This is a genomic window from Stenotrophomonas aracearum (assembly GCF_031834615.1).
GTDB classification, from domain to species: Bacteria; Pseudomonadota; Gammaproteobacteria; order Xanthomonadales; family Xanthomonadaceae; genus Stenotrophomonas; species Stenotrophomonas aracearum.
Genome location: NZ_CP115543.1, coordinates 1,448,920 through 1,461,723 on the forward strand (window position 1 = coordinate 1,448,920; position 12,804 = coordinate 1,461,723).

A 12,804-nucleotide genomic window follows, 5' to 3' on the forward strand; every position below is an offset into this window, starting at 1 on the left:
TGACGCACCTGTGACACGCGTCATCTGCGGCTCCGGACACGCATGGCGTGCCCCTACGCGGCCGGAACCGGCACGGACGCATGGCGTGACCACGGGCGCGATCGCGTAGCGACACGCCACGCGTGTCCCACGGAACCCCAAAAGAAAAAAGGGCGCAGCCCAAGCTGCGCCCTTTCCATTGCACAGGTGACGTACGACTTACCAGAAGAACTGCAGGCGCGCTTCCAGGATGTTCGGATCGTCATTGACGAACGTGCGGCTGGTCGAGCTGTACTTCTTGCTGTCCACCATCACGTAGTTCAGCGCGAACTTGGTGTTGGAGCGCCAGTAGTAGTTCACGCCCACGGTCCAGATATCCATCTTGCCGCCGAGCACGCCGTCCACGATCGGCGGACGACCGGCAACCGGATTGGCGTTCAGATGGCCGTCGTCCAGGTTCATCGAGTCGTAACGCGCGCCCAGCTGCCACATGCCACGGCCCGGCTCGTCCGGCAGGCCGGTGGTCGGGGTGCCGCCCTTGTAGCCCCAGCTTTCGCCGGTGATGTTCCACAGGCCGCTGACGTAGAAGCCGTCGCTGGTGTAGTTGTCGCGCGTCATGCGCTTGGCTTCGCTGGTGTAGTACTCGGCCTGGGCCTTGAACGGGCCGCCGATGTACATCGCTTCCGCGCCGATCGTCTTGACCCGGTCGGTGTCGGTCAGGTTGCCGCTGTCGACCAGGCGCGCGGTGGCCAGGTCGGCGTTCGGGCGGGCACGCACGCGCAGGGTGTCGGCGTCGGTGTCGTAGTCGACATAGCTCAGGCCGAAGTGCAGGACCTGGCCCTTCTCGTTGATCGGCGCCCAGGTACCACGCGCGCCGTAGCCGCTGCCGTGGGCCAGGTTGCGGGTCAGTTCGCGGCCGAAGGCGCTGGCGGTGACCGACCAGTTGGCGTCGCCGAAGCTGTACGCGCCACCGAGGCGACGGGCCACGGCGTAGGTGTTGGTGACCGCAGCCTTGGAGATGAAGTCGTTGTTCTTGGTGCTGGACAGTTCTTCCAGGCTGTTGGGCTGCTTGAACTGGCCCAGCTGCACGAAGTGGTTGGCGTTGCCCGCCAGCTTGTACTTCACGTTGGTGTCCAGGAACTTGTCGGCCTTGGCGTCATAACCGACCACCCATTCCACGTTGCCCGGGCCCTTGCCCTTGAGCACCAGCTCGGCACGGCGCAGCTCGAATTCGCTGTCCTTGCCGTTGGCGGCATCGCCACCGTTGAGGTCGGTCACATCGTTGTCGAACCAGTTGCCGTCGGCCTGGACCAGGCCTTCGAAGGTGATCTCCGAGCCGCCGATCACGTCGATGGCCACTTCAGCGTGGGCGGCCGGCACGAACAGCGCAGCAGCCACGGCCGCAGTGAGGAGTTGGCGATGCAGTTTCATGGAAAGGAGCCTTGCAGGCAGGTGGGAAGATGCTGCGCAGGCTAATAAGTGAAGATTGCGTAAATATGACAGTTTCAGACAAAGCGTCCCCAGGCCCGGGCCCGGTAGCAGCTGGGGTTGCCCACGCTGCCTGAAACAGATGACTGCCCGGTTGCGTCCAGATGGCAGTCGGAATGCCGGCTCAGGCGGCGGTTTTCTGCTTGAACCGGCACAGGTCGCGGATCACGCACTGCGGGCAGTCCGGCTTGCGCGCCTTGCACACGTAACGGCCGTGCAGGATCAGCCAATGGTGGGCGTCGAGCAGGAACTCGGCCGGAATCGTCTTCACCAGGCCGTCCTCGACGGCGCGGACGTCCTTGCCCGGCGCCAGCCCGGTCCGGTTGGCCACCCGGAAGATGTGCGTGTCCACGGCCATCACCGGTTCGCCGAAGGCGGTGTTGAGCACCACGTTGGCGGTCTTGCGCCCGACCCCGGGCAGGGCCTCCAGCGCGGCGCGGTCGCGCGGCACCTCGCCGCCATGTTGTTCGATCAGCAGCCGGCAGGTGGCAATCACGTTCTTCGCCTTCGCATTGAACAGCCCGATGGTGGCGATGTATTTCTTCAGCCCGTCTTCGCCCAGCGCCAGGATCGCCTGCGGTGTGTTGGCCACCGGGAACAGTTTGCGCGTGGCCTTGTTGACGCCGACATCGGTGGCCTGCGCCGACAGCGCCACGGCCACCAGCAGTTCGAACGGCGTGCTGTATTCCAGTTCGGTATTGGGATGCGGATTGAGTTCGCGCAGGCGGGTGAACATTTCCACCACGTCGGCCTTGGGCATGCGCGCGCTGCGCGGTGCGGCCCGGGGCGCGGCTTTTGCAACGGTTGGCATCAGGAAGGTTTTCCAGCGGCCTTGGCCTTGGCGCGCGCGAGGATCGCAGCAGCGGCTGGCGGCAGGGCCGGTTTCAGGTCGGGGGTGGGGGCGGGCGGGGCGCGGCGTGCCTCGCGTTCGGCCGCGCGTCGCGCCAGCCGTTGCGCGCGCGCCTGGTAGCGCTCACGCGCGGCCCAGGCGCGCTGCAACTGGCGCTGGGCCTGCAGCAGGCGGGCCGGCAGGTCGGGATGGCCAGGCACCAGGGTGTCGTCGCCGGGCGCGGGCACGTAATCCATCAACCCCGCCGCGAGCGCCGCGTCCAGATCGTCGGCCAGCACGCAGCGCAGCACCTCACCTCCCTGAACCACGGAGCGGTTGACCGGGCGCGCAGGGGTGGCACCATCGTCGGCAACGGTCAGGGGCACGTCGGCCACGGCGGAAACTCCTGGTAAAACGTTAAAAAAAAGTGATTTTGAACTCTGGAAACGAAAGCAGGTCAAAGCCTCCGTCGTTAGTGGCGGTTCAACGTTGCGGCGGCTATCCTAACCCGTCGCCTCAGGGCGGCCCAATGCGTCCTGAGTTACCACCCCTGGAGAAACGTTTGATGAAGTTGCGTTCTATCGCGGTCGCCGTCGCGGCCCTGGCCCTGACGGGCAATGCCTTCGCCCAGGACACTTCGTCCGAAAAGGGCAAGCTGAGCTATTACTTCGGTTACGACTACGGCAACAACCTGGCCGAGCTCACCCAGCGTGGCGAGCAGCTGGACATCAACTCGGTGGTGAAGGGCCTGCAGGATGCCTACGCCAAGAAGCAGCCGGCGATCACCGCCGAGCAGCTCAAGCCGGCCGTTGAAGCGTTCCAGAAGCGTGAGCAGGGTCGTGCCCAGGCCGCCAAGGCCGAGTACGAAAAGGCTGCCGGCGAAAACAAGACCAAGAGCACCCAGTTCCTGGCCGCCAACAAGGCCAAGGCCGGCGTGCAGACCCTGCCGAGCGGCGTGCAGTACCGCGTCGTTGAAACCGGCTCGGGCGCCAAGCCGACCCAGGCCAGCACCGTGCAGCTGGAAGTGGCTGGTCCGTACCCGTTCGGCCAGCGCCCGGCCGAAGCGCGTCCGGCCCAGCAGATTCCGTCGATCAAGGTCAGCGAAGTCGAAATGAAGGCCATGCGCGAAGTGCTGCTGCAGATGCCGGCCGGTTCCAAGTGGGAAGTCACCCTGCCGCCGGAGCAGGCCTACGGTGCCGATCCGCGCACCCCGTTCCCGCCGAACGTGGCCGTGCAGTTTGAAATCAAGTTGGTCAGCGTCAAGTAACAACGGCTGAAAACAGAAAACGCGTCGATGGCAACATCGGCGCGTTTTTTGTTTCTGGATTCGCGTTACTGTTGCCCCGTGCATTATCCGGAACATTCCCCCCATGCCATGCCCAGCCCCTGCATCGGAATCTGCGCGCTCGACCGCGCGGGCCTGTGCGGTGGCTGCCTGCGCAACGTGGACGAAATCACCCGCTGGTCGACCATGACCCGACACGAACAGGAACACGTGATGCAGCAGGTTTTGCCGCTGCGTGAGCAGCTGCGGCAGTCGCTGGGCAGCTCGCTGGCCGCGCACGAGCGCCTGCTGCGCGCGCTGCATCCGCTGGATGCGCCGCCCGGCGGCGATGGCTGGAACCGCAGCGAGCTGGCCGACCTGCTGCCCCCCGGGCCGCCGGTGGAAGCGGCGGTGCTGGCCGGCATCATTCCGCGTGCCAGCGGTGCGCAGGTGCTGCTGACCCGGCGCACCGACACCCTCCGCCAGCACGGCGGCCAGGTCGGCTTTCCCGGCGGACGCCAGGAGCCCGATGACCGCGACGCGGTGGCCGCGGCGATCCGCGAAAGCAACGAGGAGATCGCCCTGCAGCACGACCAGGTGCAGGTGCTGGGCTATCTCGACCCCTTCGTGACCATCACCGGCTACCGGGTGATGCCGGTGGTTGCGGTGATCGACCCGGGGTTCGTGGCGGTACCGCAGCCCGATGAAGTGGCCGAAGTCTTTGAAGTACCGTTCGATTACCTGATGGATCCGGCCAACCTGCACCAGGTCGAGATCGACCACCGCGGCCGGATCCGCCATGTACTGGAGTACGGCTGGCCCGGCCAGCGGATCTGGGGCGCGACCGCCGCCATCCTGTACAACCTGCGCCGCCGCCTGGAGCAAACCGAATGACTGCCCCGAATCCGGAAAGCTGGACCACCCTGGTCGACGTTGCGACCTTGTCGAACGCGCTCGGCCAGCCGGACACCCGCCTGCTCGACGCGCGCGCCACCGCCAGTGCCCCGCCGCGCCTGCTGGATGTGCGCTTTTCCCTGGCCGACCCGCAGTCCGGGGCGCAGGCCTACGCGCAGGGGCACCTGCCCGGTGCCGTGCAGGCCGATCTCAACCGCGACCTGGCCGACATGGACCGGGTCGGACAAGGCCGCCACCCGCTGCCGGACAGCGAGGCCTTCGCCGCCACGCTGGGACGTTGGGGCATCGGTCCGGACACGCAGGTGGTGGTGTACGACGGCGGCGATGGCAGCATGGCCGCCGCGCGGGCATGGTGGCTGCTGCGGCTGATCGGGCATGCCCGGGTCGCGGTGCTCGATGGGGGCGTGGCCGCCTGGCAGGCGGCGGGCCTGCCGCTGAGCACCGACGTGCCCGAAATCGCGGCGCTGCCGCCGTATCCCGGGCGTTTCGACATGGCCCAGGTCGCCTCGGTGGACGAAGTCGCCGCCCGACTGAAGCATGCGCCGGGCTGGTTGCTGGACGCGCGCGCCGGCGAACGCTTCCGCGGCGAGGTGGAACCGCTGGACCCGGTCGCCGGGCACGTGCCCGGTGCGGTCAACCGTCCGTTCGGGTTGAACGTGCACGCAGGCCGGCTGCGCCCTGCCGCCGAGCTGCAGGCCGAACTGCGGCCGTTGATCGGCCGCCATGACCCCAGCGAGGTGGTGGTCATGTGCGGCTCGGGCGTGACCGCCTGCCACCTGCTGCTGGCGATGGAAGTGGCCGGGCTGCACGGCGCCCGCGTGTACGCGGACTCGTGGAGCGGGTGGGTAGGCGATTCGTCGCGGCCGGTGGCGACCGGCGGCTGATCAGGGCGCCAGCGGCTCCAGCGCCACCGCCGCCAACACCCGCGGCCACGGAAACAGCGGGCCCGGGTCGCGTTTGCGCGCCACCTGGCGTTCGGGGTCGTCGCTGGCCGGTTCCAGGCGCGTGTCCAGGCTTTCGTGCCCGGCGATGTGGCGCAGGCCTGGCAGGGTGTGGCACAGGTGCTGCAGCAGGTCGATCAACGCGGCGATCTGCGCGTCCGGGTAGGCCTCGGACATTTCCTGGTGGCGCGAGTCCAGCCAGTGCGGATAGCGCCCGCTGTTGACCAGCTCGATGCCGATCGAACGCGGGTTGTAGCCGCTCACATGATGGGCGACGCGCTCCACCGGCACGTACTGCACGATGCTGCCGTCGCGGTCGATGTAGTAATGCCCGCTGTTGCCGCTGCCACTGTCGTACAGCACCCGCTCGCCATAGCGGCGGGCCATCTCCAGGTCCGGCAGTTCGGTGCAGTGGATCACCACCAGGTCCACCTCTGCCGGCGCGCGCTCGCCCAGCTGCGCCACGTAGGGCAGCGGCTGCGGGTCGATCCGGGGCGGGGCGCGTTCGGGCATGCGCCGATGCTAGCATTCAGGGATGAGCGCTTACATCGATTTCCGCCCGGTGGCTGCATGAGCCGCGGCCACTGCATCCTGTCCCATGGCTTTGAAAGCGGCCCCGACGCCACCAAGGTCACCGCACTGGCCGACGTGGCCGAGCGCCTCGGCTGGACCCACGAACGCCCCGATTACACCGACCTGGACGCGATGCGCGAGGTCAGCAGCGTGGGCGACGTGCCGGCCCGCCTGCAGCGCCTGGTGGAACGCGCCCGCGCGGCCGCCGCGCAGGGGCCGGTGGTGCTGGCCGGTTCGTCGCTGGGGGCCTACATCTCGGCCATCGCCTCGTTGCAGGTGCCCACCCGCGGCCTGTTCCTGATGGTGCCACCGACCCGGATGGGGCCAATGCCGAGGCTGGACGCGGCGCCGGTGCCGACCAGCGTGGTCCACGCCTGGCAGGACGAGCTGATCCCGGCCGCCGAGGTGATCGCCTGGGCCCAGGCGCGCTCGGCCCGGCTGCTGCTAGTCGAAGACGGGCACCGCCTCGAAAACCACGTCGAGGCCTCCGCGCGCGCGTTCGAAGAGCTGTTGAAAGGCGTGTAAATCGGGGGGTGTGACGGTCCCCCGGCTGCGGTCACGTACAATGCCCGGTCCGCTGACCTGCCGAACCTGATTCCGTGAAATTCTTTGTTTCCTGCGCCAAGGGCCTGGAATACCTGCTCGCCGACGAACTGCTGGCGCTGGGCCTGCTCCGTGCCACCGCCACCATTTCCGGCGTCAACGCCGAAGGCGACCTGCCGCAGGCGCTGAAGGTGGTGCTGTGGTCGCGCCTGGCCAGCCGGGTGCTGTGGCCGCTGGCCGAGTTCGACTGCCCGGACGAGGGTTCGCTGTACCAGGGCGTGTCGTCGATGCCGTGGGCCGACCACATCAGCCCGGAGCTGACCCTGTCGGTGGACGCGCATGTGTCCGGTACCGAGATCACCCACGCGCGCTTTGCCGCGCAGCGGGTCAAGGACGGCGTGGTCGACAGCCTGCGTGCGCAGGGCCTGGAACGGCCGTCGGTGAACACCGAGTTCCCCGACGTGCGCATCAACCTCTCGCTGCGCAAGGGCCGTGCCTCGATCTCGATCGACCTTGGCGGCGGCCCGATGCACCGGCGCGGCTGGCGCATGGCGCAGAACGAAGCGCCGCTGAAGGAAAACCTGGCGGCGGCGGTGCTGATGCGCGCCAACTGGCCGAAGATCCATGCCGAAGGCGGTGGCCTGCTCGACCCGATGTGCGGCAGCGGCACGCTGCTGATCGAAGGCGCGCTGATGGCCGCCGACGTCGCCCCGGGCCTGCAGCGCCACGGCAGCATTCCGCCGAGCCGCTGGCTGGGCTTCGACCGTGACGCCTGGAACAGCCTGATGGCCGACGCGCGCAGCCGCGAAACCGCAGGTCGGGCCGCGCTCAAGCAGGTCATCCATGGCAGCGACATCGACCCGCATGCGATCCGCGCGGCCAAGGAAAACGCGGAAACCGCCGGCGTTGCCGAGGCGATCTGGTTCGGTGTGCGCGACGTGGCCGACGTGCAGGTGCCGCCGCAGGAAACCGGCTGCGTGGTCTGCAACCCGCCGTACGACGAGCGCCTGGCCGCCGACGCGGTGCTGTACCGCCGCCTTGGCGACGCGCTCAAGCGGGCGGTGCCGCAGTGGCGGGCCAGCCTGCTGTGCGGCAGCGCCGAACTGGCGTTTGCCACCGGCCTGCGCGCCAACAAGAAGTACCAGCTGTTCAACGGCGCGATCGAATGCGCACTGATCGTGTGCGATCCCATCGCAGTGCCGCAGCGCGAGAACGCGGGCCAGCCGCGCGAGCTCAGCGAAGGCGCGCAGATGGTGGCCAACCGCCTGCGCAAGAACATCCGCAAGTTCAAGACCTGGAAGGCGCGCGAGCAGGTCACCTGCTACCGCGTCTACGACGCCGACCTGCCCGAGTATGCGGCTGCCATCGACGTGTACCAGGAAGATGGCGGCGCCGGCCGCACCTTCCTGCACGTGCAGGAATACGCGGCACCGGCCACCATTCCCGACGTCGACGTGCGTCGCCGCCGCAATGAACTGCTGTCGGCCGCGCGCGAGGTGTTCCAGGTGCCGGCCGAGCAGGTCGCGCTGAAGTCGCGCGAACGCGGCAAGGGCGGCAGCAAGTACGGCCGCTTCGAACAGCGCGGCGAGTTCGTGCTGGTGCGCGAGAACGATGCGCTGCTGCGCGTGAACCTGTTCGACTACCTGGATACCGGCCTGTTCCTGGACCACCGTCCGCTGCGCTGGCACATGGCGCAGGAAGCGCAGGGCAAGCGGTTCCTCAATCTGTTCTGCTACACCGGCGTGGCCAGCGTGCAGGCGGCGGTGGCCGGCGCGGCCTCCACCACCAGCGTGGACCTGTCCGGGACCTACCTGCAGTGGTGTGCCGACAACCTGGCGCTGAACGGCAAGGGCGGCAGCCAGCACCAGCTGATCCAGGCCGACGCGCTGGCCTGGCTGGAGGCGGAGCGGCACCGCTTCGACGTGATCTTCTGCGACCCGCCGACCTTCTCCAACTCGGCCCGCGCCGAAGACTTCGACGTGCAGCGCGAACATGTGCGCCTGCTGCGTGCGGCCGTGGCGCGGTTGAGCCCGGAAGGCGTGCTGTACTTCTCGAACAACTTCCGCCGTTTCAAGCTGGACGAAGAAGCGATCAAGGAATTCGCCGAGTGCCGCGAGATTTCCGCCGACACCATCGGTGAGGATTTCGAGCGGAATCCGCGCATCCACCGCGCGTGGGAGCTCAGGCGCTACGGCGCCTGATGGATTGGCGGGGTCCGCGCGGTGTCACGCCACCGCGCTGATCACACCGACAACCGGCAACACCCACGCCAACGGCGCGATCCAGCGCGGTCGCCACGGGTACAGCCCAAAGGCGATCAGCACCCCGCTGATCGTCATCGCACCCAGCCACAGCACCGGCCCGGCGGCCCAGCCGTGGTCGGCGACACAGATGCCGAACGCCGTGGCCAGCAACGCCCAGCCCAGCCAGCGCCACAGCCGCATGCGCGCCGGTCCCGCATGCGCCTTGCCGTGCAGGTCCAGCTGGTGCTTTTCCATCGCCAGCGACAGCGCGGTGAAGGCGGAAAAACTCACGGTGATCGCCAGCAGCATCATGCGCTGGCCTCCGCCGTCTCCGCCGTCTGCGCCGAAGCAGCGGCAGCCGCCGCCATCTGGCGCTTCTTCTTTTCGGCCGCGCTCAGCGCCGGTTGCCAGCGCTGCATGCGCAGGCCGCAGTAGGCGAGCATTGCGCCGAAGGCCAGCATCACCAGGTCGAACCCGGCCAGCACCCAGTCGCCGTTGCGCAGGGTCACGCCAAGGTGCGCGTGGGTGGTGAAGGCATTGAGGAGCGGGATCAGCGCGAACAACGCGGCACCCAGGTACAGCTGCCAGGCCCACATCATGCGCTTGGGCCAGATGAAGGCGGCCAGCAGCGCCGCGCCCCACGCGTAGAAGAACACGCTGGCTTCGGCATCGGCGCGTTCGGCCAACTGCACCGGCAACAACCGGTTGCCCCAGAAGTAGGCGGCAAAGGCGATCGGCAGGCCGGCGACCGCGCCGATGTTGAGCGCATCCACCAGCCGCAGGCCGAAGCCGATGCGACCGCTCTTGGCATGCTTGGGACGTTCCTTGACCGCCCATAGCACCACACCGCTCGCCACCATCAGGCAGCCGACCAGGCCGGACAGGAAGAACAACGCGCGCAGGCCCCAGTCCGCGAAGCGGGCCAGGTGCAGGCCATACATCACTCCGCGCGTCTGGGTGGCGCCGCCTGGCACCGGGCTGTGTTCCACCAGTGCGCCGGTCACTGCGTTGTAGCGCAGCGATGGCGTGTCGATCGACAGGCGCTTGCCGTCGCGCTGGTAGATGTCGATCACCGCATTGGCCGCGCCCGGATGGAACACGGTGAAGCCACTCACCTGCGCGCCCTTCCACTCGGCCCGCGCGCTGTCCAGCAGCTGCTGGATCGGCAGCGAGGGGGTGCTGCCCGCGGCGGGCTCGGCAGGGTCGGCCAGGCGCGCGAACGCCTCGCTGAAGAAGGCGTCCTCATCCTTGGGATAGGCCACGCTCACGCCCTGCGGCAGGTACATGAACATCAGCGTGACGATGCCGGTGTAGGTGATCATCGCGTGGTAGGGCAGGGCCATCACCGCGCTGACGTTGTGGAAGTCCAGCCACGAACGAAGGCCTTTTTCAGGCCGGAAAGTGAAGAAGTCCTTGAAGATCTTCTTGTGGGTGATCACCCCGGTGATGATCGCCACCAGCATGAACATCGCGCAGAAGCCCACCAGGTAGCGCGCCCACAGCACCGGGATGTAGTGCAGGTCGAAATGCAGCCGATAGAAGAAGTCGCCGCCTCGCGTTTCGCGCGCCGCCACCTCCTCGCCACTGGCCGGGTCCACGGTTGCATCGCCGAAGCGGCCGCCGCCGCGCCGGCGCTTCTCACCTTCCACCGGCGGCTTCACCATCGACTCGGGATTGCGCCAGAACATGCGCATGGCCGGGTTGCGCGGGTCGGGCAGGGTCACGTTCCAGCTCTCGGCCTGCGGCGCCTTGTGCTGCAGGAAGCTGATCGCGCGCTCGGCGGCGACCTCGCTGCTGACGCTGCTGCGCGGCAGCTCCGGGCGCATCCAGCGGCTGATTTCCTCGCGGTAGTAACTCGCGGTGCCGGCCATGAAGATCAGCAGCAGCAGCCAGCCGACCAGCAGGCCGGTCCAGGTATGCAGCCAGGCCATGGACTGCCGGAATCCGTTCTTCATGCGCGCGCCCCCAGTGCGAGCGTGCCGAGCCAGAACAGCACGGCGGGCGCGGCGATCCCGATCCACGCGCGCAGTGCGGTGCGGGTGGCGAAGGCCCACAGTGCGGCGCAGGCGCACAGCACGATGGCCACCAACATGCCGGTCAGGACCGCCTGGGCGCGTGCGATCGGCAGGGCCACGGCAAAGAACATCGCGCAGGTCGCAGCCAGGGCGTAGCCACCGACAATGGCGGCGAGCGAGCGGGAAAGCACGCCCAGCCAGGGGCGGGCGAAGAATCCACCGAAGCGGTTGAACCCGCTGGCAACTGGCGTGCTGTCCACGAACACCTGCATTGTCGAATCGAACAACGGACGTCACCGGCCGGGGCCGGTGACAGGAGAGGGTGGCCATCCGTGGCCAAGCCGCCGCACGGGGCGGGGGTATCCCTGGAGATCGTTTATTGCCTGAATGATAGTCATTATCATTCACTTCGACAAGGTCGATGGGCTGCAATACTCGACGCATGAACAAGATTGAGCGCGATCCCTCGTTCCTCGATGCGTTGCCCGACCCCGCAGGGCGTGATCCGGCAGAACTGGCTGCAGACGACGCCTGGTGGGCGCAGGTAGCGGCGCAGTACAACCTCACCGATGACGTGGTGATGCTCGACAACGGCTACTGGGGGTCGATGGCGCGCCCGGTGGTGCAGGCGTTCGAGCAGGCCACGGCCCTGGTGAACCGCGACAATGCCTGGTTCGGCCGGCGCGCGTTTCCGCCGCTGTTCGAACGGGCGCGTGTGCAGCTGGCCGAGGCGCTCGGTGTGGAGGCCGACGAGATCGCGCTGACCCGCGGCGCGACCGAGGCGATGCAGGTGCTGATCAGCGGCTATCGCAATCTGCAGCCCGGCGACACGGTGCTGTACGCCGACACCGACTACCCCAGCATGATCTCTGCGATGGAGTGGCTGCAGGCGCGGCGGGGCGTGACCGTGCAGCGCATTGCACTCCCGGAGCCGTTCGACCATGACAGTATCCTGGAGACCTACCGCAGAGCGCTGGATCAGAACCCGCGCACACGGCTGGTGCTGCTGACCCAGGTCAGCCACCGCCACGGCCTGCTGCTGCCCGTCGCCGAGATCAGCGCGCTGGCACGCGCCGCCGGTGCAGGCGTGGTGCTGGATGCCGCGCATGGCATCGGCCAGGTCGACACGCCCTTGCGCGATCTCGATGTCGATTTCATCGGCATCAACCTGCACAAATGGATCGGTGCGCCGGTCGGAGCGGGAGCGGTCTACATCCGGCGCGGTCGCCTGGACGACATCGACCCGTACATGGGCGAGGCGGAGACCGGCCATATCGACTCTCGCGTGCACACTGGCACGGTCAATTTCGCGACCTTCCTGGCCCTGCCCGCAGCGCTGGCGCTGCACGAGCGGATTGGCGTGGCCAACAAGCGTGCGCGCCTGCTTCGCCTGCGCAACCAGTGGCTGGACGCCTTGCGCAACGACCCACGCATCCAACTACTCGCCTCACCCGACCCGCGCCTGTCCAGCGCCATCGCCGCCTTCCGTCTGCACGGGCAGTACGACATGGACGCGAACACCGCCACCGCGGAGCGGATGCTGCAGCAATCCGGCGTGTTCGTCGTAGCCCGCGAAGGCCTGGCCTCCGGTGCCTGCATCCGCGTCACCCCCGGCATTTTCAGCACGCCCGCGCAGATGCAGGCGCTGGTGGAGGCCATCAAGGGGATGGCGGGGTAGGGTAGTTCAGCTCCGGGGTGTTAAACCGGGGCAATGATCATGCGAACCCCAAGCGCGGCGAGCACCCGTTGCACGGTGTCAAAACGAGGGTGCGCACCGGGCTTCAACGCCTTGTAAAGACTTTCCCGACCGAGCCCCGACGCTTCGGCCACCTGGGTCATTCCCCGGGCGCGAGCCACTGCCTGCAATGCGTCCTGGAAGTGAACGGCATCGTCCGCTGCCAAGGCTTCGGTGAGATAGGTCGCTATCGCGGCATCGTCGACAAGATGATCGGCGGGGTCGAAAGCGACGAGGGCTGGCTTGCTCATGTTCGGGTCCTGGAGTGGCAGGAATGCA

At 67.9% G+C, this 12,804-nt stretch carries 14 protein-coding genes; 6 read left to right on the top strand and 8 right to left on the bottom strand.

From position 1 onward, the window contains the following. Positions 1-198: 198 nt before the first annotated feature. The 3 genes from PDM28_RS06665 to PDM28_RS06675 form a co-directional block, all read right to left on the bottom strand. Entirely contained in the window at positions 199-1,410 is a 1,212-nt protein-coding gene (locus PDM28_RS06665; protein WP_311184241.1) for an OprO/OprP family phosphate-selective porin, read from the bottom strand. Positions 1,411-1,591: 181 nt separating this feature from the next. Then, positions 1,592-2,278 (bottom strand): endonuclease III, encoded by a 687-nt coding sequence (gene nth / locus PDM28_RS06670; RefSeq protein WP_311184242.1) that lies wholly within the window; start codon positions 2,276-2,278, stop codon positions 1,592-1,594. Beyond that, entirely contained in the window at positions 2,278-2,625 is a 348-nt protein-coding gene (locus PDM28_RS06675; RefSeq protein ID WP_102945913.1) for a hypothetical protein, read from the bottom strand. The genes nth and PDM28_RS06675 overlap by 1 nt, the downstream gene beginning before the upstream one ends. A gap of 236 nt (positions 2,626-2,861) precedes the next feature. On the opposite strand from PDM28_RS06675, the gene PDM28_RS06680 reads away from it, so the two are divergent. The 3 genes from PDM28_RS06680 to PDM28_RS06690 all read left to right on the top strand — a co-directional run bounded on the left by PDM28_RS06680 (position 2,862) and on the right by PDM28_RS06690 (position 5,359). Beyond that, positions 2,862-3,563 (top strand): FKBP-type peptidyl-prolyl cis-trans isomerase N-terminal domain-containing protein, encoded by a 702-nt coding sequence (locus tag PDM28_RS06680; RefSeq protein ID WP_070208063.1) that lies wholly within the window; start codon positions 2,862-2,864, stop codon positions 3,561-3,563. A 108-nt stretch (positions 3,564-3,671) separates the two neighbouring features. Next, positions 3,672-4,454: a CoA pyrophosphatase gene (locus PDM28_RS06685; protein ID WP_102945871.1), complete on the top strand. Its 783-nt coding sequence runs from the start codon at positions 3,672-3,674 to the stop codon at positions 4,452-4,454. Continuing rightward, positions 4,451-5,359: a sulfurtransferase gene (locus tag PDM28_RS06690; protein ID WP_311184243.1), complete on the top strand. Its 909-nt coding sequence runs from the start codon at positions 4,451-4,453 to the stop codon at positions 5,357-5,359. Before PDM28_RS06685 ends, PDM28_RS06690 begins: the two co-directional genes overlap by 4 nt. Here the strand turns inward: PDM28_RS06690 and PDM28_RS06695 are convergent, their stop codons facing one another. Then, a complete protein-coding gene (locus PDM28_RS06695) occupies positions 5,360-5,929 on the bottom strand; it encodes an N-acetylmuramoyl-L-alanine amidase (protein ID WP_311184244.1) in 570 nt (189 codons plus the stop codon). Between the two features lie 57 nt (positions 5,930-5,986). On the opposite strand from PDM28_RS06695, the gene PDM28_RS06700 reads away from it, so the two are divergent. Together PDM28_RS06700 and rlmKL are read left to right on the top strand one after the other, a co-directional pair. After that, positions 5,987-6,514, top strand: a complete 528-nt coding sequence (locus tag PDM28_RS06700) for a hypothetical protein (RefSeq protein ID WP_102945868.1) — start codon at positions 5,987-5,989, stop codon at positions 6,512-6,514. Between the two features lie 74 nt (positions 6,515-6,588). Continuing rightward, the gene (gene rlmKL / locus PDM28_RS06705; protein WP_311184245.1) at positions 6,589-8,733 is read left to right on the top strand and encodes a bifunctional 23S rRNA (guanine(2069)-N(7))-methyltransferase RlmK/23S rRNA (guanine(2445)-N(2))-methyltransferase RlmL; all 2,145 of its coding nucleotides are present in this window, start codon (positions 6,589-6,591) and stop codon (positions 8,731-8,733) included. Positions 8,734-8,757: 24 nt separating this feature from the next. On the opposite strand, the gene PDM28_RS06710 is transcribed toward rlmKL, so the two are convergent. Genes PDM28_RS06710 through PDM28_RS06720 form a run of 3 tightly spaced genes read right to left on the bottom strand, consistent with a single transcriptional unit; the run spans position 8,758 to position 11,062 of the window. Beyond that, complete coding sequence (locus PDM28_RS06710; RefSeq protein ID WP_311184246.1) at positions 8,758-9,087, bottom strand: DUF3325 domain-containing protein; 330 nt, start codon at positions 9,085-9,087, stop codon at positions 8,758-8,760. Beyond that, complete coding sequence (locus tag PDM28_RS06715; protein ID WP_311184247.1) at positions 9,084-10,730, bottom strand: PepSY-associated TM helix domain-containing protein; 1,647 nt, start codon at positions 10,728-10,730, stop codon at positions 9,084-9,086. The genes PDM28_RS06710 and PDM28_RS06715 overlap by 4 nt, the downstream gene beginning before the upstream one ends. Beyond that, complete coding sequence (locus PDM28_RS06720) at positions 10,727-11,062, bottom strand: DUF3649 domain-containing protein (RefSeq protein WP_102945864.1); 336 nt, start codon at positions 11,060-11,062, stop codon at positions 10,727-10,729. The genes PDM28_RS06715 and PDM28_RS06720 overlap by 4 nt, the downstream gene beginning before the upstream one ends. Positions 11,063-11,232: 170 nt before the next feature. On the opposite strand from PDM28_RS06720, the gene PDM28_RS06725 reads away from it, so the two are divergent. Further along, positions 11,233-12,468, top strand: a complete 1,236-nt coding sequence (locus tag PDM28_RS06725) for an aminotransferase class V-fold PLP-dependent enzyme (protein ID WP_311184248.1) — start codon at positions 11,233-11,235, stop codon at positions 12,466-12,468. Positions 12,469-12,488: 20 nt separating this feature from the next. On the opposite strand, the gene PDM28_RS06730 is transcribed toward PDM28_RS06725, so the two are convergent. Then, positions 12,489-12,776 carry an addiction module antidote protein gene (locus tag PDM28_RS06730; protein WP_311184249.1) on the bottom strand — a complete coding sequence of 96 codons (288 nt, stop codon included), beginning with the start codon at positions 12,774-12,776 and terminating at the stop codon, positions 12,489-12,491. Positions 12,777-12,804: the final 28 nt, after the last annotated feature.

Bases quoted from the DNA above. Each gene is read 5' to 3' on its own strand.
- PDM28_RS06720 (WP_102945864.1), bottom strand. From the start codon at position 11,062: ATGCAGGTGTTCGTGGACAGCACGCCAGTTGCCAGCGGGTTCAACCGC.
- PDM28_RS06715 (WP_311184247.1), bottom strand. From the start codon at position 10,730: ATGAAGAACGGATTCCGGCAGTCCATGGCCTGGCTGCATACCTGGACC.
- PDM28_RS06665 (WP_311184241.1), bottom strand. From the start codon at position 1,410: ATGAAACTGCATCGCCAACTCCTCACTGCGGCCGTGGCTGCTGCGCTG.
- nth (WP_311184242.1), bottom strand. From the start codon at position 2,278: ATGCCAACCGTTGCAAAAGCCGCGCCCCGGGCCGCACCGCGCAGCGCG.
- PDM28_RS06685 (WP_102945871.1), top strand. From the start codon at position 3,672: ATGCCCAGCCCCTGCATCGGAATCTGCGCGCTCGACCGCGCGGGCCTG.
- PDM28_RS06710 (WP_311184246.1), bottom strand. From the start codon at position 9,087: ATGATGCTGCTGGCGATCACCGTGAGTTTTTCCGCCTTCACCGCGCTG.
- PDM28_RS06730 (WP_311184249.1), bottom strand. From the start codon at position 12,776: ATGAGCAAGCCAGCCCTCGTCGCTTTCGACCCCGCCGATCATCTTGTC.
- PDM28_RS06680 (WP_070208063.1), top strand. From the start codon at position 2,862: ATGAAGTTGCGTTCTATCGCGGTCGCCGTCGCGGCCCTGGCCCTGACG.
- PDM28_RS06725 (WP_311184248.1), top strand. From the start codon at position 11,233: ATGAACAAGATTGAGCGCGATCCCTCGTTCCTCGATGCGTTGCCCGAC.
- PDM28_RS06700 (WP_102945868.1), top strand. From the start codon at position 5,987: ATGAGCCGCGGCCACTGCATCCTGTCCCATGGCTTTGAAAGCGGCCCC.
- PDM28_RS06690 (WP_311184243.1), top strand. From the start codon at position 4,451: ATGACTGCCCCGAATCCGGAAAGCTGGACCACCCTGGTCGACGTTGCG.
- PDM28_RS06695 (WP_311184244.1), bottom strand. From the start codon at position 5,929: ATGCCCGAACGCGCCCCGCCCCGGATCGACCCGCAGCCGCTGCCCTAC.